We start from the raw sequence: 24,986 nt of genomic DNA on the forward strand, positions 1-24,986 counted from the left end.
AAAATTAAACAAATGTTTAATTTTATAAAATATTAATTCTCCAGCCGGATATGTAATCTTCTTTTGAAATCTATAAATAAAAAAACTGCAGTAAGAGGCTACTACAGTTTTCTGTTTACTTTATAAATTACTCTGAAATTGTCACATTGGTTCCTTTTGTATGGGCATTCATCTGCGGAGCATAATAGTTCTGCATCGTTGTGATCCCGTTCGAGAACTTACCGGCTGCATTGGATACAAGGTCATACTCAAAAACATATTTTCCTTTTGGCATATACTGAATGTAGAAATTGGTGGAAGCATCTTTGGTAGACTGATAATAGCCCAAGCTGTTTTTCCATTGATAACCTGACAATGCATCTGTTGGTTCAAATCCTGCGGCACGCATATCTTTAATATGAATGAATTCCATGGCCCGGTCTGTATTCAAGATCATTCTTACCGTTACTTTATCCCCCACTTTTAAAGGAGTGTCTGCGGAGATTTTCTGAAGTTCTTCTCCGTTTACCGTTTTCACTTTTTTATAAAGCTCTTTGGTAATGGAGATGTAGTTTTCAGAAGATTTAATCTTGTCTAAATCTTCATAATATTGCCAGAACAATCCTCCCTGAACAATTCCAGGACCAGGTTTGGTCACGGTAACCGTTCCTAAGTTTTTATCTACAACATCGGTTTTCACGGTTGATTTCACATAACCTGTAGCCTGGGTTTGTGGAGCTAATTCTTTTCCGCCCCAAACAATCGTTGCTTTATCACTTTCAGCACTTGTCCATGACTTTCCTGAGTTTAAGATTGTGAAGATCGCTTCTGAAGTTCCTCTTGAACTTCCCCATGAGTTAACTTCTTTCTGTGTAATCAGCCAGATTTTCATGTCTTCGATCATTTTCTGATCGTTAGGTTTTAATGTGTTGAATGCTTCTAAAGCTCCTGCATGATTCACTACTTTAGATCCGAACCAGCCCCAATCGTTTAAGTTCTGTTTCCAGTAAACGCCCTGAGTTTTTGTGTCGGTAGAGGTTTCTTTCAGGTAGTTCATTAATTTATCTGAAACGTCTTTTAGGCCGTAATCATCCATCAGTAAAGCGGCACGGTGCAGTCCAAAGAAGGTGAAATCTGTGATCTTAGCTGTTTTTGCCTTCTGTTTTACCAGTGTTTTCAAAGAAGCTCCTTTTCCTTTAAGAGGATACTCTTTTTCCCAATAGTTTCGGGTATCAAGATAATCAATGGTCCAGTTGTTCCAGATGTTTTCTTTTTTCGCATCCCAGTATTTGTCGATCTCGTTGTCTACATACTGAACCAGTTTGGTCACGAATTCTTTCTGTTCTGTTCCCTGATAATCTTTTGCATTACCTTTTAACCACGCATTGATCTTTCCTAGGTTTTTAAGGATGTAAAGAGAGGTCCCGTAAGAACTTGGATATCCCGGATACCAGGAGAAACCTCCGTCCGGATTCTGCAGTTTTTTAAGATCATCCCAATCCTGATAGATCGAGTTTCTCATCGTATTGGCGTCAAATAAAAGAGCCAGTTTCTGCATCTGTTCGCCTTCATTTTTACTTTCCAGCACCCAAGGTGTCTCCTCCAATAGAAGCTGTTTCAGCTCCTGGTTTTTCTCAAGGTTTGAATTCAGTAATCCTTTATTCTGGTATTCTTCAAAAACGGTCTTCATTTTTGGGTTTGCTTTAAATATTTCAGAAGCCAAAACATCGGCAAACCATTTATTGAAGATCACATCGGCAGAACTGTTCTGATCATTTTTCAGGCTTGGTAATGCAAACATAATTTCCCAGATCGGGTTTGTGGTCAATTCCAAAGTATTTGAAACATTGGATATCGTTGTTGAGTTTGAATTTTTAAGATTATCCAAAACAAATGTCTTGGTTTCACCTTCTTTTACAAATACAGGGACAGCATCCGTTACCAGCATTCTGTTCGGAAGTATGGCAACCGCCTGCTGCTCTCCATCTGAATAAGCTCCTGCTTTTGCCACTACTTTTAAAATAATGGAAGAGACATTATTCGGAACTTTTAGTTTCCATGTTAAAGCGCCATTTCCGTTTTCATTTAAATTAAAGTTCTGTGCTCCTGTATTAATCCCGAATTTGGAAGAAATATTTTCATTGGTAAAAGCATCCAGAATCTGAAGTTCTGCGGAACCGCTTAATTTTTTATCGGTAAGGTTAGACAATTTAGACTGAAGATTCAGTTCGTCACCCTCTCTTAAGAATCTTGGATAATTTGGTGTTACGGAAAACTCTTTCTGAGTCACGACCTGTTTTTCCAATACTGCTGCTCTGGCATCTTTGGTATGAGCTAAGAACATCAGTTTCCATTTGGTCAATGCTTCAGGAGAAGTGAATTCAAAATTTACATTTCCTTCTGCATCTGTTTTCAGATCGGGATAGAAGAATGCGGTTTCGTTCAGGTTTTGTCGTACGGGAACTTTATTTAAACCAGTATCTGTTGGTGCTCCATTATCTACTTTAGGGGCTTTCATAGGTTCTGGAACAACATTTTGAATAACTTCAAGTTTATCCTCCGCAGCAGCTACTTCGCTTTTTCGTGCCATCTTAGCCCGTCCTGCAATAGGTGAAGGAGGAGGTGCATAAGCAGATGACTTTATACCCTCCTGATTCGCTAATCCAACTATTGTTTCAATTTGAATCTCCATTGGATAAATAGATCCATCAAACCAATTAAAATTTGGTATATCGACATATTTTCCATTGTAATATTTCAATCTTTTCTGATAGTACTGCTGAAGCAGATATTGTCTGATATCATAAGAAGTCACGATAGAATACGGACTGTATAGATTCTGCCAACCGAAGCTATTTGCGGCAAACTGATCCAGTGACATATCATACATATTGGCCAGTACTTCTGCATTTACTTTTTCTTTATCGTTTCCTGAGACTTTTACTGTCCATTTCTCTTTTGAATTGGGTTCCAGTTTATCTCTGAACGTAACGGTTTCAATTTTTAAAGGCTGCTCAGTATCTTTTATTTTTAAAGTAACGGATTGGGTCTGTACATCATTGAATGCAGCAATCTGGAACTGGATATTCAAGGCAGATACACCTTTATCTTTTGGAATATCTGTTGTGAATTCCAATACTCCTTTTTTCAGCTGATGAACTTCTGAGACCGTCTTTCCTGAGCCATCCTGTACAAAAACATTGACCAATGCATCCGGAACTGCTGAATACACATATACTTTTGCTTTTTCCCCTCTTGAAAACTCATTTTTAGGCTCAATGACAGTCAGGAAGGTTTTCTGTGAAGGTTTTAAAGCTTCTTTATCCCAGATACTGAAATTCTGGGAAGATTTTATGGTGTCTTTTCCTTCAATATTATACAGTTCGAGCTGATAATCTCCTGCTTCCAGTTTCCCTAAGTCTAGTTCTGTAGCGGGTTGTTGCAGTCTTTCAGAAATTACTTTTTCGGCTTTCCAGTTTTTGGTTTCTTCACTTTTATCAAACAGATCGTGTGGGAATTTGCTGATAAATTCTTCTTTTGAATATTTTGGAAGATCCTGAACTTCTGCTGCAAAATTATCTCTGAAAATTCTATTGGGTACATTCAGTTTCGACAGTTTTACGTTGTAAGATTTTTTAAGATCCTGTTCGTTATAGTTCTTGGTTTCTACCTTCAGTATTACATTTTCATCACTGAACGTATTTTTAATGTTATCTGCTTTAATGTAATGTGATACTGAAGCAACTTTCAGCTGCGTATTGGCTGATTGTGTTTCTCCATTGATATCCGTTACTGACGCATTGATCTCATAATTATCGATCTGTATTCCTTCCAGCTTTTCATCTTTTTTAAGATCGAGACGGATGACAAATTCTCCCTTCTCATTGGTCTTGGCTTCGCCAAGGATAGAGTTTTCATTGTCATCGCCTTGGGGATACCACCAGAAATATCTCCATCTGATGTTGTGTTTTTTAATCTCATAATTAACGGTCGTATTGCTAAGAGCTACTCCCGAAAACATCATTGCCTTTCCTTTCAGCTCGATGGTCTGGCCGTATTTGTATTCTTCTTTTACAGGATCAAAAGTGACTTCAAACTTGGGTCTTTTGTATTCTTCAACCCTGATATCTTTGAAACCTTGAGATGCCTCATCGGTTCTGAGATAAAAAACTCCGTTCAGCTGTCCTTTTGGAAGGATAAAGCTGCCATGGTAAGAACCAAATTCATTGGTTGTAAAATCCTGAGACGTGACATCCTGACCGTTGGTATCCTGCAGAGTGATCTTTTGCTTCAGGCCTGACGTTACCGATTCTATTTCTTTATCAATTTTTGTATTGATCACCTTGAAATACACGGTTTGTCCCGGTCTGTAAATGGCTCTGTCTGTAAAAATTTGCGCCTTGGTACGGGTCTGTTTATTAGGATTATAGTCTTCGGCATTTCCTCTGTTTCCATAGACCTGCATCATTTGGAAATCATTGGTTTTAGGCTGGCGGATCAGGAAAGTTCTGTAATATTCATTGCTGGCTGAGGAAGGAAATTTAAAAACTCCGTTCGCATCTGTCTTTCCATCTAATTTACTTAAAGTTTTATTGGCAACAAATTCATAGAACGTAAGACTTTCATTTACTGCAGGCCTTCCATTTTCACTGTTAACCAGCTTCATTTCATTGGAAAGCTGATCACGGTCTGTTTTGGTTTGGTAGATCACCCTGTTTCCGGAAACCAGGAAATAAAAATTCTGTCTCGAATCACTGTCTTTTGCCTCTGCTCCTGCCACGGAATATTCAACAACATAAACTCCTGATGGAAGAGGCTTGACCTCCAATGAGGTTTTATGCACCTGATAATCTTTAGGATCCGTAAGCTGGAAAGTTTCTTTTCTTACCAGGTTTTTTTTAACTTTTCCAAAGGTATTGCTGTAAGAATTCTGTACATACTGCATCAATGTTGTAAAATCTTCTTTTACTTCATAAATGTTCAGAGAGAATTCAGTTACGTTTTTGTGATCCGCTACAAAATGGATTGGCAGATTATTTTGGGTCTGCTGTTCATATTTAATAGTAAGAAACGGATTGGTGATCTGGTTTTCTTTATTTCTTATATTTTCGAGAAATGGTGATTTCGGATATTGCTTTTTCGCCTGATCAGCTACTACAAGAGCTTCTTTCACCTTCTTTTTGTCAATAAGTTCATTCATGATATCTTCCATGATGATCACTTTATAATCGCCTTCCGTATCAGATTTTGCAAGATTCTGCAATTGCTCAAGCTTGTCTTTACATTGGCTATAATTACAGTTTTCCATCAGCTTTTCCTTCATGAAATACAACCTAGGATTTCCGCTGTTCTGTGCAATCAGTTCATCAAAAGTAGCATTAATCTGCGTTCTGTTCTCTGTAAGTTCATTCTTTGTAAAAAGTCCGTTTTCAGAAAGGAAACCGATTTTTTTCATGGAATACCAATCCAGTAAAGTTGGAAAATAAGCAATATCCTTGTTCTCTGTAAAAATATCTTTATACTTGGCCAGAGAGATTTTCTGCATCTCCTGCTTCTGCTGATCAAGTTCATGATAACTCTTTTTCAGATAATTTTTAAAATCAAGTTTACTCCAGATTTCAATTTGAGATACATCCTGGGTATTGATATTCGTTCTTCCGTTAATTTCCCAGGAATTCTGGTTATAATAGTCCATAAAGAAACCATTCAAAAGGACGTTGTAAACTAACTGATCTCCGCCTTTCAGTTTTGTTTGAGCATCTTTCAGCTTGGTAAAAAATTTAGAGGCAGCATCATTCTTCTCGTCATCTGTGGTAAGATTGACAACACTGAATTCAGCTTTCAGGGAGCGGATTAGCTGTATCGCATTATTTTCTTTCATTGCATGGTTTTGGATGTCTAAAATAATGGGTAGATTGGATTTGTAAGTACCTTTGGCACTATTTTCAGCGACTCTCTTCCATTGGTCGTCGTAGTATTTCTGTGCAAAGACCTTTGAAAAGCTCAGCGTTAGAAGCAAAAGCATAAAAATCTTGGAAAATATTTTCATAAATGTTATTTTTGATAAATGAACTTCTTAAAAATACTGAAAAAAACTGTTATAGACAGTCAAATTTATGTCTCATTAATGGGAACTCTTTTTGCAGTATTTTTCATGACAGAGCAAAACACATTCCGTTTCCCTACTGTTCTGTTTATTTTCATCACCTATTTCAGCGGCTACATTTACACTAAATATCAGTATACCAAGCATTTTTTTAAAATCATTGTTCTTAATGTCGCAGCAGGTATTGTCTGTGCCTTCCTGATCATCCACAACCATAATGGAATAAGACTTCTGAAATGGTTCATCATCGTCGTTCTGGGATTGTTGTACAATAGCTTTTTCCTTGAGGTATATATCCGGAAGATCCCTTTGCTGAAAGTTTTTTATGTAGGACTTGTCTGGGCATTGGTCAATTGCTGGCTTACGCTTCCGGAATTCAGTCTTCCAATTTTCCTGATCAGTTTCTTTTTTATAACTGCCCTCGTTCTCCCATTTGACATCAGGGATATGAAAAGTGATACGGTACAGACTTTTCCGAAGCTGATTGGCGTTCAGAATACCAAATACATTGCTTATATATTGGTTTTTATCAGCATCCTTATTGCCATATTCTATCTTAAACCGATCTATGGGGCCGCATTTTTTCTGTCCGGAATCATTACATATATTCTTATTTATTTCTCTGAAAATAAAAGAGATGACGCTTATTTTTCATTCGGTATAGAAACCTGTTCTGCACTTCCTTTTTTATTTCTGCTAATATTGGAGTATTTTTGACGAATGATTATCAAGAAGCTTTCCCTTTACAATTTCAAAAACCATTCGGAGAAGAAGTTTGAATTCTCCCCTCAGATCAACTGTTTTGTGGGAAACAACGGCGCCGGTAAGACCAATATTCTGGACGCATTGCATTATCTGTCTGTAGGAAAAAGTTTTTTGGGAAATACCGATACCAATAATATCAAGAGAGAGGAAGACTTTTTTACCATTGATGCTGAAATTCAGAATGAGGACAGTGACGATGTCATCAAAATTTCCCAGCCTAAAGAAGCCAAAAAGATTATCAAAAAAAATGATAAAAGCTATGACAGGCTTGCGGACCACATTGGCTATTTGCCCAGCGTAATGATCTCGCCTTATGATTCTAACCTGATTTCAGATTCAGGGGAAAGTCGTAGGAAATTTTTGGATTCTATGATTTCCCAGACGGATTCGGAATATCTTTTTGACCTGATACAGTACCAAAAAACGGTACAGCAGAGAAATGCCTTATTAAAATATTTTGCTAAAAACAGAACCTGGGATAGAGATTCGTTGGAGATCTATGATTCTCCGATCACTAAATTCGGGACAAGTATTTTTAAAAAGAGAAGGAACTTTGTAGAAAAACTAGGCCCAATTGTGCAGAACTTTTACAGGATTATTTCCGGAGGAAAAGAAACCGTTTCTGTTCAATACCAGTCTGATCTTAGTGAAGGCTTCGACTCCGCTGAATCTGGTGGGGCTTTTCAAAAGCTTTTAGCAGAAAGTATTGAAAGGGACCGAATGCTGACTTATACTTCGAAAGGGATTCATAAGGACGATCTTATTTTTGAAATGGACCATGTTCTGATTAAGAAAATCGGTTCGCAGGGACAGCAAAAATCTTTTCTGATCTCCTTAAAGCTGGCACAGATGAGTCTTGTGAAGGAGCTGACTAAGAAAACGCCGATCCTTCTTCTTGATGATATTTTTGACAAGCTTGATGATACGCGTGTTTCACAATTGATAGAGCTTGTAAACCAGGAGAGTTTCGGACAGATTTTTATTACGGATACACACAGGGAACGTACGGAAAGCGTGGTAAAGAAAATTAATGAGGAGAGTATAATATTTGATGTTTGATGAGGTTTCTGAGTACGAGATTCGGGATTTGGAGTTAGAGTTGATATTCAGTCTTAAAAATATTGTAATTTTGAAATTACTCCGTAATCCACATTTAACTGCATTACCTCGAAACTCAACACACGAAACCCGCAACTCGCTACCATGAAGAAGAATAAAAAACGTGAATTTCAATCCTCAGAACTTGTAAAATCTTTTGCAAGAATTCATGGTTTTGAACATAAGCTGATTGCCTTTGAAATTAAAGATTATCTTGACGACTATCTTGATGAAAGCCTTTTTAAGGAGATCCGAAGTGTAGGTATTGAAAACAAATGTATCAGGATCAAAATAGACTCTCCTCTGCTTAAGCATGATTTTCAGATGCGTAAAAGTTTCTATCTCAAAAAGTTTCAGGATAAGTTTGGTGAAGATAAATTTGATGATCTTCAGATCATTTAAGCTCTGTTAAACAAGTATTAGTATTAAGCAGCAATATAAATTCAACTTAAATTGGCTAATGTTCCTCAGATTTATTAGAAATTGTGCTGCTCATCAAGTCATCAGCTTTTTTATCTAACCCGGAACTTAACGGAATGAAAAATTTAAATGGATGCTTAACAAAATACCTGAAGATTTCTCTATAGATCTCACTTACTTGTCCAAAGTTCATCTTTCTTGATCTGAACGCCAGGAACATTGATAAACTGAAACTTACAAGGAAGTTAAAGAATCCAATCAGGAAAACGGTGAAGAATGATATCCAGAAGGTATAGGCATCTACTGTGAAATCCTTTCCGTAAAGACCTAAAGCAAAATTTCCGGCAGCAAAAGTAATGTGTCTGATATCCAGATCCAGTCCGAAAAACATACCTACGGGTGCTGTAGCTCCCAAAAACACCCCAAACCAGAAATTGGAAACAATTCCCGGCCAGTTTTTAGCATAATATTTTGAGAGATTTTTGGCGAATTTTTTACCAAAGAAATTCCTGATTGACAAATTCTTGGCTATCCTTTCCGGAATCTGGTAAAACACAGAGTTGTTTCCGATATTCCCTGAAATAATTCCAGAAATAAAGAGGTAAAAACCGGCGATACTGGCGTGTAATATGGCTTTGGATTTAAAAGGATCAAGATCCATTAATAATTTATCTGATCTTTCAACAGCCAGGTTCTGGGAGAAAAAGACATCGAGACCGTAGATAATCGCCAAAGCTATCGGAAATGAGAGTAACACATTCCCTACAAAGGCAATAAACTGGCTTCTGAAAAGCTTAGATACGAGATGGGCAAATTCAGTATTGTTCCGTTTGCTGTTTCCTTCCTCAGACAATACCTTGGTCATGGTAGCTGCAGTCATTGCCGGTTGCTTTGTGGCTAATGTAAATCCCATCAGGTAAATCATCACAAATCCCATCGCATAGTTCATGGAATATAAAAATGCGTGCGAAAAATCACTCCCGGGAATGTATCCGTAAAGCATTTTCAAAACGCACAGCGCTCCTACAATGATCCCTCCGCCACTGGCTTTATAAAACATCGTCATATACTCTTTCCGGGTAGATGTGATGTAATGGGTACCTGTTTCTGCGGTATGATTGGTAATAAGGTGCGAGATCAGACGTGTACTGTCGTTGATCAGGTCTGCAATATTATTTTTATGGGACTTATAATTCAGAATATTAAAGATCAACTGTTTTGATTTGATCATAACATCTTCATCATTATCGATCACCAGAAGCTGTACAATCTCATAGATTCTTTCGGTCTGCTGACGGATCTTTAAAAGCGATTGGTTGATCTTACCCGAAATACCGTATTTGGCAGAATTTTTAAAAGCTAAATTCACAAATTCCTGACAGTGTTCCGTATAGATCTTGATCTGCTTATAGCGGCTGTCTTTGGAATGCAGCTTAACTTCCGGATCGTTTTTAATATCTTCTGTAAGGGCTTCCAGCTCATTTTGAAGAGCAAGAAACGGATTGTCCAGATTTCTGTACTGGGGAGCCATTCTCACCACCTCTACTTCCATCGCCATCCCTGTCACGCGCCAGGAAAGGATATTCATAGAAAAGATGAGTTCCTGCTTTACATTGGGTTTGATGATAAAATCTGAAGCGCCGAGAAGAGTCAAAAATTCATCGATCTCATTTTCGGGAAGATTGTGCAGGTATTTCAGATCTTTTTTAGGTCTCAGACTGACATTATCAATCATATACCACACCGTTTTTTCATTTTCTACAGGTGGCAGTATTTTATTCAGTATTCTTTTTTTTAATTCAGGAAAGAAAGCATTTTCTGAAAGAATATTGGCTTCGGTAAGGGAAAGGTTGAATGGTCTTCCTTTGAAGATATTGTGGATGTAATATTTGAAATTTTCAGCAAAATCCGGATTGTTTCTTAAAAAATTGAGGACATCTGTAAAATCTGCCCTTTTAATGCTCTCTAAAAACTCGGCAAAAGGGTCTAAAGAAAGGGTCTCGTTCTTAAAAGAGAAATATTTTTTAAGAACTGTTTCAAAATTTGTGCTGGAATTAAAAAATTTCATTAGTACAAAGATACTATTTCAAACTCACATTCCTCATCTGTCTCATGATCCAATTATGTTTCTTCCTTAAATAAGGTGATGGATTATTAGGATCATATTTTTTTGGATTAGGTAGTACAGCTGCAATCCAGGCTGCATCTGAAGCGCTGAGATCTTTGGAAGATTTTCCAAAATAATACTGAGCTGCTGCTTCCACACCAAATACGCCGCGTCCCATTTCTATAGAATTCAGGTATCTTTCCAGAATAATATCTTTGCTCCAGACTTTCTCTATGATAAAGGTATATACTGCTTCCAGTCCTTTTCTGATCCAGCTTCTGCCCTGCCACAGGAAAATATTTTTGGCAGTCTGCTGGGAGATCGTACTTCCGCCACGGATTTTTTTCCCTTTTTCATTATTTTTCATTGCTTTTTCAATGGCCGTATAATCAAAGCCGTTATGAACAAAGAATTTTTGGTCTTCAGAAGCAATCACCGCTTTTTTGACATTATTTCCCATCTCTTCATAGGAAATATAATCTCTGTGAAGCTTTCCATATTCAAAAAGGCCTCCTATCTGCGTAATAGTAATAGGCGGATTAAAAAACCTGCCCCAGATAATAAACACTACATTCAGTACAAGGACGATGAAAATGAACTGTTTAATTTTTTTCCACATAACTTTTCATAAAAAGGAACTGCAAAAATAAGCAAATCCCCGGATTTATTGAAGTTCTTTCATATAGGTCAGTTGATATTCAGGAAGAAGTTCGGGATGGAAGATCTTAATATAGTCTTTCAGGATAAGATCTGCTCTTACAGCACCACTTTCAAAAAAGTCATTGGCTTTCTGCTTTTCTTTTCCTGCAATAGTGTATATTTTCCCTTTGCTGAATACATCCAATTTACCATAAAACGGATTCATTCCCAACATTTCTTTTTTTGATGTATGGCTTCCGGCATTTACCCAATATTGTACCCCTGCTGATTTGGCATATACTTCTTCAAAGCTCATGGTCAGAGATTTTTCATCTTTATTATCTTTCATAATGTAAGAAGCATTGGCGTCTGAAATATAATTGGCCACTGATGTTTTACCACCCGGAAGATACCAGACTGATCCGTACATTTCATTGGCCAGCACTACGGGCTTTTCTTTTGCCTTTAAAGCCAGCTTTTTCAATTCACTATAATTTTTTTCAACTTCCTCATATTTAGCCTGAGATTCTTTTTCTTTTCCGAAAAATTCTCCAAAAAGTTTGATGTAAGCCGTTTTTTCTAATGGGCTTTGCTCCATATATTCATCAAGGAAAATTACCTGTATCCCATTATTCTTTAGCAATTGATAAGCATTATCAAAACTGGCAATATAGTTTGTGAAAATAGCATCAGGTTTCAGAGAAATGATCTTTTCTACATCATATTTCTGCTCGCTTCCTACGTTCTGGATCTTTCCTTCTTTTAAAAGATTTTGAATTTTTTCTGAATAAATATATTCCGGACTTGAAACCCCGATGATCATATCTTCAGCTCCCAATTCAGAAATATACCCTGCCATGCTTGCATTTAAAAGGATAATTTTTTTGAATGGCGTCTGATTTTGCTTAAAACTATAGGTGAAATTTCCCGACTTCAGTTCTAAAAGACCATCATGCTCCTTAAATTGGGTACGGTTTGAGATTTGAGTCCAGTCTGAGGACGAATTTTTTTGTTCTCTTTTACAGGAGATTAGCGCTATAACTGTAAATAAAAGTAAAATTCTCTGTTTCATCTTTCAAAGAAAAGAAAAAAGTGCTATATTTGCAAACCTTAAAACAACAAGGAAACAATGGCCTCGTGGCGCAACTGAATAGCGCATCTGATTACGGCTCAGAAGGTTACAGGTTTGAATCCTGTCGAGGTCACACACAGCCAAATGGCTCCATTTTAATCTAAATGGAGCTGTTTTTTTGTTTTTTATGCCAGAGCATACCAGAATAATGTTTTATAAAACTTTAATAAAACCTATTCAAATATTCATTTTTTGCGCAAAAGTTAATTTTTTTTACATCATTCCTAAAATGCCTCTTTTAGGTACATTATTTTTATTGATGATTTCAACCTCGCTATAAAAAAGTTCTTTCCATTGATGTTAACGCTGTCCTAGTACTAATAATTTGTTTCTTTTTTGTTGATTGTTTAATTTTAATATAACAATTTATACTGATAAAAATGCTGGACATGTAACCAGTTTAATAAATCACATTTTATATAATTTTTCTATTAATTATAAAACTTCATTAAAAATTGAATTCACCGACTCAATTTGCCCATTCACCGAAAAAGTCATCATTTTTTTAAGATTCATTCTGAACTTTACATCAGAAAAAGAGCAATACCGCTCTTACTTAAATCTTAAAATTATGAAAACAAACATCGGACTTACAGAGCAAAACACAGAAGCTGTTGCAGAACAATTGGCGAAATTATTAGCTGACGAAACTGTACTTTACATAAAAACCAGAAATGCCCATTGGAACGTGACTGGCGATAATTTCCACGCAAACCATATTTTTTTTGAAGAACAGTACAAACAGTTGGACGAGTTGATTGATAGCGTTGCAGAACGTCTAAGAAAAATCGGACATTACGCACCTGCCACAATGAAAATCTATCTTGAATTGACGCACCTTACCGAATACAGCGACAGAACCAATGACGGATTAGGCTTTATGAAAGATTTACTAAAAGACCACGAAAGCATCATCGATTTTCTAAGAGGAAACGTAACACCTTTCGCTGAAAAATACAAAGATTACGGTTCTAGCGACTTCATCACTGGCCTGATAGAAACGCACGAAGAAATGGCCTGGATGATTCGTTCTTACTTCAGAAATTAAAGAAAATAAGAAAAGGAATAATTATATTTGTGTCAACCATAATAAACTATCTCTATGAAAGCCTTGATTGTTGATGATAACGATATCGCGAGAACCACGCTCGCACATTTGGCAAAACAAGTCCCGAATTTGACGATTGTCAACGAATATTCCAACGCGATTGAAGCTTACAATCATTTGCAGAACAATCAGGTGGATTTGATATTTCTCGATATCGAAATGCCGGAAATGACGGGAATCGAACTCACCAAAAACCTTGCAGGAAAAGATATCATCATCATTTTTACGTCTTCAAATAAGGATTACGCACTCGAAGCTTTCGAACTGAATATCGCAGATTACATCCTGAAACCCGTAATGCCTGCAAGATTTTTACAGGCGGTAAGCAAAGCACAATCGATTTTGGAAAGCAGAAAAGAAGATGTTGAAGTGACCAAAGATGAGTTCCTTTTCGTCAGAGATTCCAATATCACAAGGCGTTTGAGGCTCGACGATATTTTTTATGCAGAGGCAATGGGCGATTACGTGAAGTTTTACACAAGGGAAAAAATGTTTGCCATCCACGGCAAGATGAAAACGGCGGAAGAACGTCTCCCGAAAGACCATTTTATCAGAGTTCATCGCTCTTACATCGTTTCGGTTGGTAAGATAGACACCCTTCAGGACGGCGGAATTATGATAAACGGAAAATTCATTCCCGTTGCTGATGCGTACAGAAGAGCGCTCAACACCAGAATGAATGTTTTTTAGAATTAGCCAGATTTATTAATTATTTATTTGGGCAGCTTTATCCGCCTTCCGCTCCCAATCTTTTTTGCAGACGATTTCAGTTTTAAATGGAAATTAATTCAAAGCAAAAAAGGATTTCCGCTCAAGTCGGGCTGCAGATTCAGTGTATAAGAAGTATTATCATAAAACAGTGTTTTGTCATTCCGTAGGAATCTCAACAGTTAGATTTCTACGAGATGACAAACTATATGTTATAAAGCACATATTCATTTATGAAAAAAATATCCTCAGTAATGGGAAACAGACGGTTCAGCTATTTCATCATCCTCACATTTATTGCGGGTTCTCTCCTATTGATAGCGGTTCAAATCAATTCGGCTAAAAATACCAAAGAACTTATTAAAAATAACAACAGACTTCTGAACGAGTTGCGTTCAAGTAATCATTTACGTGAAATCGACCGTGATATTCTCGGCGTGGAAAGCAGAATCAGAGCTTCCATAGCAACCAATGACACCACTCATCTTGAAGGAATCGACCAGAAAATTAATCAGATAGAAAATTTTCTAGATTCGCTTTCCAAAGACAATTCAGATGGCGTAGAAGAAAAGCTGATTCACAGATTGAGCGTTCTTGCGATGGAAAAGAAAACAACGAAGGATAAATTATTGCTTCGTTACCACACCCTTGGAAACATGGACGACAACACTTCCATTGCCAATCCAAGAGCCCGAAAAATTTCAAACGAAATCACTTTTATCACTGCAAAAATTTACGAAAGCCGAAAACTTCATATGGTTGACCTCAGCAGAGAGACTGAAGCGATGGGACAAAAAGCAAGGTTGTATGATATTTCCTTATTGATTCTTTTGATTTTAAGTGGTTCAATTGTCGGTTATCACATTCTACGTCAGTTCAAACGTCAGCGATTGTTGATTCAGGAATTGGATGTTGCGGAGAAAAAAGCATCGGTTGCCGCACAGACCAAAGAAAATTTCCTAGCCAATATGAGCCACGAAATCAGAACTCCTTTGAGCGGAATTCTGGGCTTTACAAACCTTTTACAAAAAAGACCTTTGGATGAAACCTCTAAAGAATTTGTCTCATCAATTCAACGTTCAGGAGAGAATCTGATGGCAATTGTTAATGATATTCTCGATTTATCAAAAATTGAAGCCGGTATGATGCGCATTACCAAAGGCATATTCAGCATCAATGGATTAGCTAATTCCGTTGAAACATTTTTTATGGAACGCGCCAAAGAAAAAGGATTGACGATTTCCAGCAAAATCGACACCTCAATTCCTGATACTTTGAATGGCGATGCCACAAGACTGACTCAGATTCTGGTCAACCTCATCGGAAATGCCATCAAATTTACGCATCAGGGAACTATCAATATCGAAATTTACAATAAACAACAGACCGAAAACGAAATCATTGTCGGCTTTAAAGTTTCTGACACGGGGATCGGAATCGATAAAGAAAAACTCATTGAAGTCTTTGAAAGATTCAATCAGGGCGAAGATTCAACGACACGAAATTACGGAGGAACCGGACTTGGTTTATCGATTGTGAAAAGCCTGATTCAGTTGCAGAACGGCGATATCGAAGTGATAAGCGAACAGGGAAAAGGGACCACTTTCCATTTTTATATTCCTTACACAATTGCGAAAGAACAGCTTAATGTAATTCCTAAAATTGATATAGATTATTTTAAAGATAAAACAAATACACCTTTGAGAGTGCTAATCGTGGATGATAACGCTATCAATCAAAATCTAATGAAGCACCTTCTCTCACAATGGAACGTCGATTTTGATACTGCAAACAATGGTCTGGAAGCAGTAGAATTTCTCAGAAACAACGACTGTGATTTGGTTTTAATGGACATCCAAATGCCGCAAATGGACGGTTACGTGGCCACACAAACAATCCGTGAAGAACTTAAACTGAACACGCCAATCATCGCAATGACCGCACACGCTTTGGCGGGCGAACGCGAAAGATGTATGAGTCGTGGAATGAACGAATACATTTCAAAACCTATCATAGAGGAAGAATTATTCAAACTAATTTCAAATTTCGGACTGAAAGAAAACGTAAAAACGGGAACGAAAACCGAAGAAATCGTTTCTAATTACGAGTTCATCGACCTTACTTATTTGAAGTCTATCAGCAATGGCGACAAAAATTTTGAAAGAACCGTGACGCAGCAGTTTTTAGATAATGTCCCAACTCATTTGCAGGAACTGAAACTGGCTTATGAAAACAAAGATTTCGAATTACTAAAATTGAAAGCACACGATTTGAAATCGAGTGTTGCGATAATGGGTTTGCTTCCTCTATTAGAGGAAAAATTAGATATTTTAGAACTAACAACCGAAGAAAATCCGGCATCAGAAAAAACTTTGGAAGAACTAGAAGATGTTTTGCTGAAATCTTTCTTTGAAACAAAATTATTTATGCAAGCCATCGATCATTAAATTATTAAAAACCAATCTCATTATGGAAACTCAAGGCGCATCTGTGGTTATCACACATCACGTTTTGGCCGGAAAACAAATCGAATATGAAAAATGGCTGGAAGAAATTCTACCCGTTTCCAAAAGTGCCAAAGGTTTTATCGACTGGCAAATCATTCGTCCGATTCCCGATCTGACGTTTGTTTACACGGTGATTATCCGCTTTGACACGATTGAAAATCTCAGAACCTGGATGGAATCTGATACCAGAAGAAAATTGATTGATAAAGCCCATCCATTATTCACAAAAGAAGATAATTACGAAATCAAATCCGGACTGGATTTTTTGTTCTATGGCGAAAAAACAGACACCAAAGTTCCGGTTCGATGGAAACAATATCTGACAACTTGGTCTGCCATTTTTCCTTTGTCACTCTTGATGCAATTGTTATTATTGCCCTCTTTAAGATTAATGAATATTCCTGCCAATGGTTATTTTGATACGTTAGTGAGTACCGGCTGTCTGGTTTTTTTGGTGATTTACGTGGTGATGCCGAATTACACGAAGCTGATTAGAAAATGGCTTTATAAGTAATTGAATATTCATCTAAATCTATTTAAAATCATTGGAATTTTCCAGTGATTTTTTTGTGCCATTTTTTGTAATTCAAAAAGAATCTAAACTGCCTAGATTCACTTCATCGAACCACTTCATTAGGTTTCCTACGTAATGACAAACTGTGTGTGTTGTTTTCGGTAAGTCAAGATTATTTTGCAGTTTGTTTCCCGCAACTTGTTTGAGACTAATGTACTTTGCAGTTCGTTTCCTGCAACTTGTTTGAAACAAAATGCATTTTACATTTATTTAAAATAACCTTGTTTGGAACCAAATAACATTGCAGACTGTTTACCGCAAACCGTTTGAAACAAAATGCATTTTACATTTATTTAAAATAACCTTGTTTGGAACCAAATAACATTGCAGATCGTTTCCCACAAACAGTTTGAAACAAAATGCATTTTACATTTATTTAAAATAACCTTGTTTGGAACCAAATAACATTGCAGATCGTTTCCCACAAACAGTTTGAAACAAAATGCATTTTACATTTGTTTAAAACAAACCTGTTTGGAATAAACAACTTTTTATTTTACATAAATAGTCTACGGAATATGACCATCTTATTTTCTCATTCAACGACACTTTCCGCCTGTTCATCGAACACCAATTGATTTTGAAATTTGTTGAATGTAGCTTTACACCATCAAATTAACATATACAAAAACTTAAACTTTAAACATTATGGAAATTATTCAAACACCAGAAAACGCATTATCTCACTCTACCGTTACAGCGATTATCAATGCCCCAATTGAAAAAGTTAACATCGCAGATTGGTTATTAAATCTTCCCGATGCAGAATATCAGAGATGTTCTACTCAGCACATTGGAGCAGCCATTTCGACTACGTATGATGGCGAACCGGTTTCTTTAAACGTCGAAACAATTGGAGATGCTTTGATGGTTCAGCATTATGTTGCGGTAGAGCACCGTCCTGATTACTGCAGAATGTTATCCATCTCAGATTCTATTACCAAAGGTGGCCGTACCAAAGTTCAGGTTTTATGGGAACTGAAAGCCACTAAAATTGATGATAACACGACCTTGTACACCAACGAAATTCACGCAACAGCCACTCCCGAAATGTTTGAATACCTAAAAGAACACAACGTGAATCTTGCTGATGCCGCAGCGTCCAGACAAGCCGCTTCCGATGCACACAATCACGAAGAAACGCCCAACTTTGCAAAAAGTATCGAAAACAAAGCGTTGACCGGAAAATACAATCAACCTTTCTAATTCAAAAAACATAATGGGCGTATTTCGGTACGCTCATTTCATTTAAAGTTATGGAAACACTTTTTGAAAAACTTATAGGAACCTGGACTTTGGTAGAACTCATCGAAGTTCCTGTCAACGGCGGCGAAATTACGCATCCGATGGGCGAAAATCCGAAAGGACTGATTATTTACAATCCTGATGGTTTTATGTCGGCACAAATTATGGATACGCATCGGGAAAACTTTCATCAGGAACACTGGACTAATGCCACGCCGGAAGAATATACACAGGAAGGCTCAACCTATCTTGCGTATTCGGGGCCGTTCAAAACGAATGATGAAAAACAGTTGGTGAGCCACACGATGTACATCTCGCTTTTCCCTAATTGGACAGGGCAAACGCAGAATAGAAATGTTATCTTTAAAGATGATTTTCTGCATCTAGAAAGTGAGAAACCGTTCACCAGCAATTTCAGATTAGTGACTCACAAACTGACCTGGAAGAGAGTTTGAAAATGAATGTGATACTAAAATTTAAAAAAAATGAAAGCCATCGTTATTACAAAATCTGGAGGTCCTGAAGTATTGAAATTACAGGATTACCCTACTCCCGAAATATCCGGAGACGAAGTTTTAATCGAAGTGAAAGCCGCCGGACTCAACCGTTCCGATGTTTTTCAGCGTGAAGGTAATTATCCTGCACCGGAAGGAGCTTCCGCCGAAATTCCAGGATTGGAAGTTGCCGGAACTATTGTAAAATGCGGTCCTGATGTCGTAGATTTTACCGTTGGCGACAGAGTTTGTGCACTTCTCGCAGGTGGCGGCTATGCTGAATATGTCGCTGTGAGAGAAGGTCACTGTTTACCGATTCCGGAAGATTTAAGTTTTGCTGAGGCGGCAAGCTTACCGGAAACTGTCTTTACAGTTTGGTCTAATGTTTTTCAGAGAGGAAATCTTCAACCGGGAGAAACCCTTTTGCTCCATGGCGGAAACAGCGGAATTGGAATCACAGGCATTCAGATTGCTCACGTATTGGGTTCAAAAGTAATTGTCACAGTTGGTTCTGATGAAAAAGGCCGGAAATGTCTTGAACTTGGCGCTGATTCTTACATTAATTATAAGACCCAGAATTTTGAAACCGAACTTCAAAATGAAGGTGTCGACGTCATTCTGGATATGATTGGCGGTGATTATCTGGCCAAAAACATCAACATTCTAAAACCTGAAGGCAGATTGGTTCACATCAATGCGGTAAGTGGCAGTCACGTAGATTTAGACATTTGGAAAGTAATGACAAAGCGTTTGACTGTTACAGGAAGTACTTTGAGAAGTCGGGAATATGAGTTCAAAAAACAATTGGCCAAAGAGATTCAGAAAAATGTCTGGCCTTTGATTGAATCTAAAAAGTTCAGACCTGTCATTTATAAAACATTTCCTTTCTCGGAAGCTGCGGAAGCTCACCGACTGCTTGAAGACGGTTCGCATACAGGCAAGATTATTCTTGTGAGATAGCAAAAATTTATAACTGATAACCAATGAATAGAGATGCGGTCTTCTATTCGTCCCTGATTATGGCTTTCAGTGCAGGTTTTGTCGATACAAGCACCTTCACGATTGCAGATGGATTATTCTCTGCCCATATTACGGGAAATTTTGTGGTTTTTGCGTACAAATTATCAAACCATCCTCAATTGCATGATTTTATCAATCTTGCCAGCTTTCCCGTTTTCATAATGGCGGTTATCTTAACGAGAAAAATGGATAGCCTTTATAAAAAGGAAAAAGGAATATTTGCATCTATTGGTATATTTTTGATTGTTGCAGGCTGTATCGCTTTTTTATTAAAACAAAATCATATTGCAACAGGATTTGTGTATCATTCTATGCTGATGCTGATTGTCTTTTCGATGGGAATTCAAAATACGGTAACCCGTTTGTACGCCAATTCCGCTTTTGGCCCGACGACGGTAATGACGGGCAATGTGACCAAAGCCATTCTTGATTTTTTCAATTACATCTCTACACAACATACCCTTGAAAAATTAGTAGAACTAAGGAAATCATTGGTACTTCTGACAGGTTTTTTGATTGGATGTATCTTTGGCGCTTTGATTTCTGCTCGTTTCGGATTGGTTTCAATGTTGATTCCGGGTATTTTGATTTCTGCTTACTACACGGTATCTACAAGAAAAGAATCTTTATCCTTGCAATAAATTCTTTTATCATTTAAATAATCGTCCTTCCCAAGTTAATTGAGAAGGATTTTTTATTAATAAAATGGACGTCGCTAAGAATCTTTCAATTGATAAAATTCGAATTGAAAGTCTTTTATCTCTCATCTATTTTCTTTACTCTAAAAACATCAACTACTCCTTTCAAATTCCCACCGACTCATTTTGCCCATTCACCGAAAAGCACTTCAAAATCCTTTGATTCCGAGGTAGCTTTACAGTAGAAATAAAGACAAACTATCATTCATCACAAAAACTTATCATTATGAATACTGCATCATTAAGCTTCAAATACGAATTAGAGAAAAAAGAACCAAGAACTAACGATGGTGGAACGACAAGAGGTGCTTCTGTAAAAGATTTCCCTGCTTCTATAGGAATTGCGGGCGTTTCTATGAGACTGCAACCGGGAAGTATGAGAGAATTGCACTGGCACGCCAACGCCGCTGAATGGGCATATGTAATTTCGGGAACGGTTCGTACAACAATTATTCATCCTGACGGACACAGCTACACAGACAATTTTGAGCCGGGCGACGTTTGGTATTTTCCAAAAGGTTATGGACACTCGATTCAGGCGACAGGAACGGAAGAATGCCATTTCATTTTGATTTTTGATAACGGTAATTTTTCTGAAGACCATACGTTCAGCGTGACAGATTTTGTTTCTTCAGTACCACCTGAAATCGTTGCGCAAAATTTGGGTTTAACTTTAGAAGAAGTGGCTGCTTTGCCGCAGAAAGAAGCCTATTTCGCAGCGGGAATTGTTCCGGATGAAATGTCATTCACAGCCGAGGCTCGTCCGGATGAATCCGATATCGAATTAACGAGTTTCCACCGTTATCCTTTGCATTCTCAACAACCGAGAATCGTTCCGGGCGGAGGTTTACAGAGATTGGTAACGAGCAAAGAATTCCCTATCAGCAGTACAATGTCGGGTTCTATTTTAGAATTGCAGCCTGGCGCTTTAAGAGAAATGCACTGGCATCCGAATGCTGACGAATGGCAATATTTTATTTCAGGACAGGCCGAAATGTCGGTTTTCCTTGCAGAATCTACTTGCGTTACAGAACAATTCAGTGCAGGAGATGTCGGTTATGTTCCAATGGGAGCCGGACATTACATCAAAAATACAGGCGATACGGTTTGTAGAATTCTGATTGGCTTCAACAGCGGAAAATATGAATCGATTGATTTGAGCGAATGGCTGGCGGGAAATCCAAAAGATGTTGTTGTAACCAATTTTGGTTTGAAAGAAGGCGAAATCGAAAAATTCCCGACTGAGAAAGTCTTCATTCAGCCTCAGAAATAAGATTAGAATAAAATCTCTCGAAATAATGGATAATTCTGTCATCAAAACAAACATTTCCGCTTCATCTGATTCGATTAAGATGCAAGAGAGATTGGCGATACTTTTAGCTTTAATTGCAGGTTATATTGATGCAACAGGACTGATTCAATGGAAAACGTACGTCTCTTTTATGAGTGGAAATACCACGTCATTAGGAGCGGCAATTTCAACCGATAAATCTGGAATTATAATTACATCAGTCACAGTTATCCTTTGCTTTTTAATAGGAATTTACACCGGAACCTGCCTGTTATTATGGAAGCGAATTAAGAACCAAATATTAACATTTTATATAGTTTCCGGAATTCTCATTTTCTATTCAATTATTGCTTATTTTTATGATATCAATAATTTGTTATCCATTGTAATTGTCGGATTTTCAATGGGATTGATGAACACGATTGTGACTTCTGTAGGAAACCAAAAAGTGAATACGGATTTCGTGACGGGAACTCTGAACAGTCTGGCAAGGAACAGCGCAATGCTGACGATGACAGATGATAAAATGGAAAAAGAAGAGTATAAATCCAACGCTATTCATCTTTTGCTGCTGTGGATTGGCTTTTTATCAGGTGCATTTGTCGCCCCTTTCCTACTCGATTATTTTGGAAAATGGACTTTGATGATTCCTGCATTATTACTAATGATTTGCGGAATTTTGATTTCAAAAAATAACACTAAAAACTAATATTATGTTACAGAAAAACGATGTTGCTCCAGATTTCACTTTGTACGCAACGCCAGACCAGAAAATTACACTTTCAGAATTCAAAGGAAAGAATGTCATCCTCGCTTTTTATCCAGCGGATTGGAGTCCGGTTTGCAGCGACCAGATGGCTTTGTATAATGAAACTTTGAAGTTTTTCAAGAAATACGATGCAGAACTTTTCGGAATTTCCGTAGACAGCAAATGGTGTCATCTTGCATTTTCGCAGTCAAGAAATTTACATTTTCCTTTGTTAGCCGATTTTGAAGCTAAAGGAGAAATCGCAAAACAGTACGGCGTTTATGATGATGAAGAAGGTGAATGTAAACGGGCATTATTCGTCATCAATAAAGAAGGCATCATCGAATGGAGTTATCTGTCACCAACGGCAATTAATCCTGGCGCAGACGGAATTTTAGACGCTTTAGAAAACCTTAACACAAAATAAATTATGTCACTAAAACCAAACGTCAGCCAAGCTGACCACTCACAAGGCAACTTAGAAGCCGAACTTGTTATCGTAGAATATGGCGACTATCAATGTCCATACTGTGGCGCTGCTTATCCTATTCTGAAAGAATTGATGAAAGAATATGGAAGTCAAATTAAATTTGTTTTCAGGAACTTTCCATTGTCTGAGATGCATCAATACGCAAGACCGGCGGCCATCGCAGCAGAAGCAGCCAATTTTCAGGGGAAATTCTGGGAAATGCACGATGCGATTTATGAAAATCAGAGAGATTTGAATGAAAACTTGCTGATGAAGCTGGCGGAACAATTAAAACTGAACATTCCTCAATTTGAAAAGGATTTGGAAAGTACTGAACTGGCTAATAAAGTAGATTCAGATTTTGAAAGCGGAATTATGAGCGGCGTGAACGGAACACCTTCATTCTTCGTGAATGGAAAGAAATATGATGGTGGCGCGGAAGATTTGGTTGAGCTTTTGAGGGAGAATACTGAGAGTTAAACTACAAAATATTTTTTGACACTTAAGTAAGTATAAGTTTTTATCATAGCGTAAATAAGAACACTTAAGTTAATTTCTGAAATCAAATCGTGTTATACCGAATCTGCAGCCCGACTTGAGTGGAGCTCTTTTTTGTCATTGCGATTGCTGAATAGTTCAACTTATTACTTTACGTTTTTTGCAATGACAAAAAAGCGGGAACGGAAGGCGGATAAAGCTGCCCAAATAAAAAATCATAAAAAATGTACGATGTTAAACTAGATTAACGGGAAACGAATTGAATCATCCTACATTTGCTAAAGAATTAAGACAATAAAATATTAAAATAAATTAATTACAACATTAAAAAATTAAAACAATGAGCACACTTAAATTAAAAGACGGAACAGAGATTTTTTACAAAGACCAAGGCGAAGGACCAACTTTGATGTTTCACCACGGATGGCCGTTATCATCAGACGATTGGGATGCACAGGTAATTTTTTTCCTGCAAAGAGGTTACAGAGTGGTAACACACGACAGAAGAGGTCACGGCCGTTCCAGTCAGGATATTTACAATCACACCATCGAACAATATGCTTCTGATGCAGCAGAATTAGTAGAATTCTTAGATTTGAAAGATGTAGTTCACATCGGTCACTCGACAGGTGGCGGCGAAGTAATCAGATATGTAAATAAATATGCTAATGGAAGAGCTAAGAAAGCAGTTTTAATCAGTGCAGTTCCACCAATTATGGTTGCGAGTGATAGCAATCCTGACGGTGTTCCGATGTCGGTTTTTGATGGCATCAGAGATCAGACTTTAAACAACAGACAGCAGTTTTACATTGATTTGACCTTTCCTTTCTATGGCTACAACAGAGAAGGTGCAGACGTGAAAGAAGGCGTACAGAGAAACTGGTGGAGACAAGGAATGATGGGCGGAATCGTGGCTCATTATGACGGAATCAAAGCGTTTTCTGAAACTGATTTTACAGAAGATTTGAAAAATGTTGATATTCCGGTTTTGGTGCTTCACGGTGAAGATGACCAGATTGTTCCTTACCAAAATGCGGCTTTAAAATCTATTAAATTATTGAAAAACGGTACTATCAAAACGTATCCAGGTTTTCCTCACGGAATGCCAACTACGGAAGCTGCGACGATTAATAAAGATCTTTTAGAGTTTATTGAAGGTTAAACAGAATATATATAAATGAAAGGGAATCAAAATTGATTCCCTTTTTTTATTTAATCGTCAGGTAAGTTGGTCTAACTCTTCTAATCTATAATACTCTAAAATACTATCATATCAGGGAACAAAGGATTTATATATACCTTTCAAGTTAATAATAATCTTTTAAAACTAAAATTAAATTTGAGAAATTTCCCTAAATCTTCTACCAAATATGGGTACAA

20 protein-coding genes and 1 tRNA gene are annotated in these 24,986 nt (G+C 37.3%); 17 read left to right on the forward strand and 4 right to left on the reverse strand.

Translation table 11 applies throughout. The annotated features are described in order from the left end of the window. Positions 1-127 precede the first annotated feature (127 nt). Positions 128-6,028, reverse strand: coding sequence for an alpha-2-macroglobulin (locus QF044_RS10560; protein ID WP_307266772.1), 5,901 nt, complete (start codon positions 6,026-6,028; stop codon positions 128-130). Between the two features lie 78 nt (positions 6,029-6,106). Here QF044_RS10560 and QF044_RS10565 point away from each other — a divergent pair, with 78 nt between their 5' ends. The 3 genes from QF044_RS10565 to QF044_RS10575 all read left to right on the forward strand — a co-directional run bounded on the left by QF044_RS10565 (position 6,107) and on the right by QF044_RS10575 (position 8,350). Continuing rightward, positions 6,107-6,802: a hypothetical protein gene (locus QF044_RS10565; RefSeq protein WP_307266774.1), complete on the forward strand. Its 696-nt coding sequence runs from the start codon at positions 6,107-6,109 to the stop codon at positions 6,800-6,802. A gap of 3 nt (positions 6,803-6,805) precedes the next feature. Further along, the gene (locus tag QF044_RS10570) at positions 6,806-7,909 is read left to right on the forward strand and encodes a DNA replication/repair protein RecF (RefSeq protein WP_307266775.1); all 1,104 of its coding nucleotides are present in this window, start codon (positions 6,806-6,808) and stop codon (positions 7,907-7,909) included. 144 nt (positions 7,910-8,053) lie between these two features. After that, a complete protein-coding gene (locus QF044_RS10575; protein WP_307266777.1) occupies positions 8,054-8,350 on the forward strand; it encodes a hypothetical protein in 297 nt (98 codons plus the stop codon). Positions 8,351-8,405: 55 nt separating this feature from the next. Here QF044_RS10575 and QF044_RS10580 read toward each other — a convergent pair whose 3' ends face one another. From QF044_RS10580 to QF044_RS10590, 3 genes are read right to left on the reverse strand one after another with little or no spacing between them, the layout of a single operon-like run. Further along, a complete protein-coding gene (locus QF044_RS10580) occupies positions 8,406-10,436 on the reverse strand; it encodes a recombinase (protein WP_307266780.1) in 2,031 nt (676 codons plus the stop codon). Between the two features lie 13 nt (positions 10,437-10,449). Further along, a complete protein-coding gene (mtgA, locus tag QF044_RS10585) occupies positions 10,450-11,094 on the reverse strand; it encodes a monofunctional biosynthetic peptidoglycan transglycosylase (RefSeq protein ID WP_307266782.1) in 645 nt (214 codons plus the stop codon). A gap of 45 nt (positions 11,095-11,139) precedes the next feature. Continuing rightward, entirely contained in the window at positions 11,140-12,186 is a 1,047-nt protein-coding gene (locus tag QF044_RS10590) for an ABC transporter substrate-binding protein (RefSeq protein WP_307266783.1), read from the reverse strand. Positions 12,187-12,245: 59 nt separating this feature from the next. On the opposite strand from QF044_RS10590, the gene QF044_RS10595 reads away from it, so the two are divergent. The 14 genes from QF044_RS10595 (at position 12,246) to QF044_RS10660 (ending at position 24,768) form a co-directional block, all read left to right on the forward strand. Further along, positions 12,246-12,319 (forward strand) — tRNA-Arg (locus tag QF044_RS10595). A gap of 498 nt (positions 12,320-12,817) precedes the next feature. Next, entirely contained in the window at positions 12,818-13,294 is a 477-nt protein-coding gene (locus tag QF044_RS10600; RefSeq protein WP_307266785.1) for a Dps family protein, read from the forward strand. Positions 13,295-13,348: 54 nt separating this feature from the next. Further along, positions 13,349-14,044, forward strand: a complete 696-nt coding sequence (locus tag QF044_RS10605) for a LytTR family DNA-binding domain-containing protein (RefSeq protein WP_076559489.1) — start codon at positions 13,349-13,351, stop codon at positions 14,042-14,044. 251 nt (positions 14,045-14,295) lie between these two features. Then, entirely contained in the window at positions 14,296-16,509 is a 2,214-nt protein-coding gene (locus QF044_RS10610) for a hybrid sensor histidine kinase/response regulator (RefSeq protein WP_307266790.1), read from the forward strand. 22 nt (positions 16,510-16,531) lie between these two features. After that, entirely contained in the window at positions 16,532-17,083 is a 552-nt protein-coding gene (locus tag QF044_RS10615) for an antibiotic biosynthesis monooxygenase (protein WP_076559485.1), read from the forward strand. Between the two features lie 708 nt (positions 17,084-17,791). Continuing rightward, positions 17,792-18,349, forward strand: coding sequence for a hypothetical protein (locus tag QF044_RS10620; protein ID WP_034974811.1), 558 nt, complete (start codon positions 17,792-17,794; stop codon positions 18,347-18,349). 50 nt (positions 18,350-18,399) lie between these two features. Next, positions 18,400-18,843, forward strand: a complete 444-nt coding sequence (locus QF044_RS10625) for a lipocalin-like domain-containing protein (protein WP_307266801.1) — start codon at positions 18,400-18,402, stop codon at positions 18,841-18,843. 30 nt (positions 18,844-18,873) lie between these two features. After that, the gene (locus QF044_RS10630) at positions 18,874-19,842 is read left to right on the forward strand and encodes an NAD(P)H-quinone oxidoreductase (RefSeq protein ID WP_307266804.1); all 969 of its coding nucleotides are present in this window, start codon (positions 18,874-18,876) and stop codon (positions 19,840-19,842) included. Positions 19,843-19,865: 23 nt separating this feature from the next. Next, the gene (locus tag QF044_RS10635) at positions 19,866-20,543 is read left to right on the forward strand and encodes a YoaK family protein (RefSeq protein WP_307266806.1); all 678 of its coding nucleotides are present in this window, start codon (positions 19,866-19,868) and stop codon (positions 20,541-20,543) included. A 283-nt stretch (positions 20,544-20,826) separates the two neighbouring features. After that, the gene (locus QF044_RS10640) at positions 20,827-21,873 is read left to right on the forward strand and encodes a cupin domain-containing protein (RefSeq protein WP_307266807.1); all 1,047 of its coding nucleotides are present in this window, start codon (positions 20,827-20,829) and stop codon (positions 21,871-21,873) included. A 25-nt stretch (positions 21,874-21,898) separates the two neighbouring features. Next, a complete protein-coding gene (locus QF044_RS10645; protein WP_307266809.1) occupies positions 21,899-22,600 on the forward strand; it encodes a YoaK family protein in 702 nt (233 codons plus the stop codon). Positions 22,601-22,604: 4 nt separating this feature from the next. After that, positions 22,605-23,066, forward strand: coding sequence for a redoxin domain-containing protein (locus QF044_RS10650; protein ID WP_076559474.1), 462 nt, complete (start codon positions 22,605-22,607; stop codon positions 23,064-23,066). A 3-nt stretch (positions 23,067-23,069) separates the two neighbouring features. Then, positions 23,070-23,588, forward strand: a complete 519-nt coding sequence (locus QF044_RS10655; RefSeq protein ID WP_076559473.1) for a thioredoxin domain-containing protein — start codon at positions 23,070-23,072, stop codon at positions 23,586-23,588. Between the two features lie 358 nt (positions 23,589-23,946). Then, the gene (locus QF044_RS10660) at positions 23,947-24,768 is read left to right on the forward strand and encodes an alpha/beta fold hydrolase (RefSeq protein ID WP_307266814.1); all 822 of its coding nucleotides are present in this window, start codon (positions 23,947-23,949) and stop codon (positions 24,766-24,768) included. Positions 24,769-24,986: the final 218 nt, after the last annotated feature.

Source organism: Chryseobacterium sp. W4I1 (assembly GCF_030816115.1).
In the GTDB taxonomy this organism is placed as follows: Bacteria; Bacteroidota; Bacteroidia; order Flavobacteriales; family Weeksellaceae; genus Chryseobacterium.

What these genes read in the sequence shown, in the direction of transcription:
- QF044_RS10605 (WP_076559489.1), top strand. Translation starts at nt 13,349, where the DNA reads ATGAAAGCCTTGATTGTTGATGATAACGATATCGCGAGAACCACGCTC.
- QF044_RS10645 (WP_307266809.1), top strand. Translation starts at nt 21,899, where the DNA reads ATGGATAATTCTGTCATCAAAACAAACATTTCCGCTTCATCTGATTCG.
- QF044_RS10565 (WP_307266774.1), top strand. Translation starts at nt 6,107, where the DNA reads ATGGGAACTCTTTTTGCAGTATTTTTCATGACAGAGCAAAACACATTC.
- QF044_RS10635 (WP_307266806.1), top strand. Translation starts at nt 19,866, where the DNA reads ATGAATAGAGATGCGGTCTTCTATTCGTCCCTGATTATGGCTTTCAGT.
- QF044_RS10610 (WP_307266790.1), top strand. Translation starts at nt 14,296, where the DNA reads ATGAAAAAAATATCCTCAGTAATGGGAAACAGACGGTTCAGCTATTTC.
- mtgA (WP_307266782.1), bottom strand. Translation starts at nt 11,094, where the DNA reads ATGTGGAAAAAAATTAAACAGTTCATTTTCATCGTCCTTGTACTGAAT.
- QF044_RS10575 (WP_307266777.1), top strand. Translation starts at nt 8,054, where the DNA reads ATGAAGAAGAATAAAAAACGTGAATTTCAATCCTCAGAACTTGTAAAA.
- QF044_RS10650 (WP_076559474.1), top strand. Translation starts at nt 22,605, where the DNA reads ATGTTACAGAAAAACGATGTTGCTCCAGATTTCACTTTGTACGCAACG.
- QF044_RS10620 (WP_034974811.1), top strand. Translation starts at nt 17,792, where the DNA reads ATGGAAATTATTCAAACACCAGAAAACGCATTATCTCACTCTACCGTT.
- QF044_RS10630 (WP_307266804.1), top strand. Translation starts at nt 18,874, where the DNA reads ATGAAAGCCATCGTTATTACAAAATCTGGAGGTCCTGAAGTATTGAAA.
- QF044_RS10640 (WP_307266807.1), top strand. Translation starts at nt 20,827, where the DNA reads ATGAATACTGCATCATTAAGCTTCAAATACGAATTAGAGAAAAAAGAA.
- QF044_RS10590 (WP_307266783.1), bottom strand. Translation starts at nt 12,186, where the DNA reads ATGAAACAGAGAATTTTACTTTTATTTACAGTTATAGCGCTAATCTCC.
- QF044_RS10570 (WP_307266775.1), top strand. Translation starts at nt 6,806, where the DNA reads ATGATTATCAAGAAGCTTTCCCTTTACAATTTCAAAAACCATTCGGAG.
- QF044_RS10580 (WP_307266780.1), bottom strand. Translation starts at nt 10,436, where the DNA reads ATGAAATTTTTTAATTCCAGCACAAATTTTGAAACAGTTCTTAAAAAA.
- QF044_RS10655 (WP_076559473.1), top strand. Translation starts at nt 23,070, where the DNA reads ATGTCACTAAAACCAAACGTCAGCCAAGCTGACCACTCACAAGGCAAC.
- QF044_RS10625 (WP_307266801.1), top strand. Translation starts at nt 18,400, where the DNA reads ATGGAAACACTTTTTGAAAAACTTATAGGAACCTGGACTTTGGTAGAA.
- QF044_RS10600 (WP_307266785.1), top strand. Translation starts at nt 12,818, where the DNA reads ATGAAAACAAACATCGGACTTACAGAGCAAAACACAGAAGCTGTTGCA.
- QF044_RS10560 (WP_307266772.1), bottom strand. Translation starts at nt 6,028, where the DNA reads ATGAAAATATTTTCCAAGATTTTTATGCTTTTGCTTCTAACGCTGAGC.
- QF044_RS10615 (WP_076559485.1), top strand. Translation starts at nt 16,532, where the DNA reads ATGGAAACTCAAGGCGCATCTGTGGTTATCACACATCACGTTTTGGCC.
- QF044_RS10660 (WP_307266814.1), top strand. Translation starts at nt 23,947, where the DNA reads ATGAGCACACTTAAATTAAAAGACGGAACAGAGATTTTTTACAAAGAC.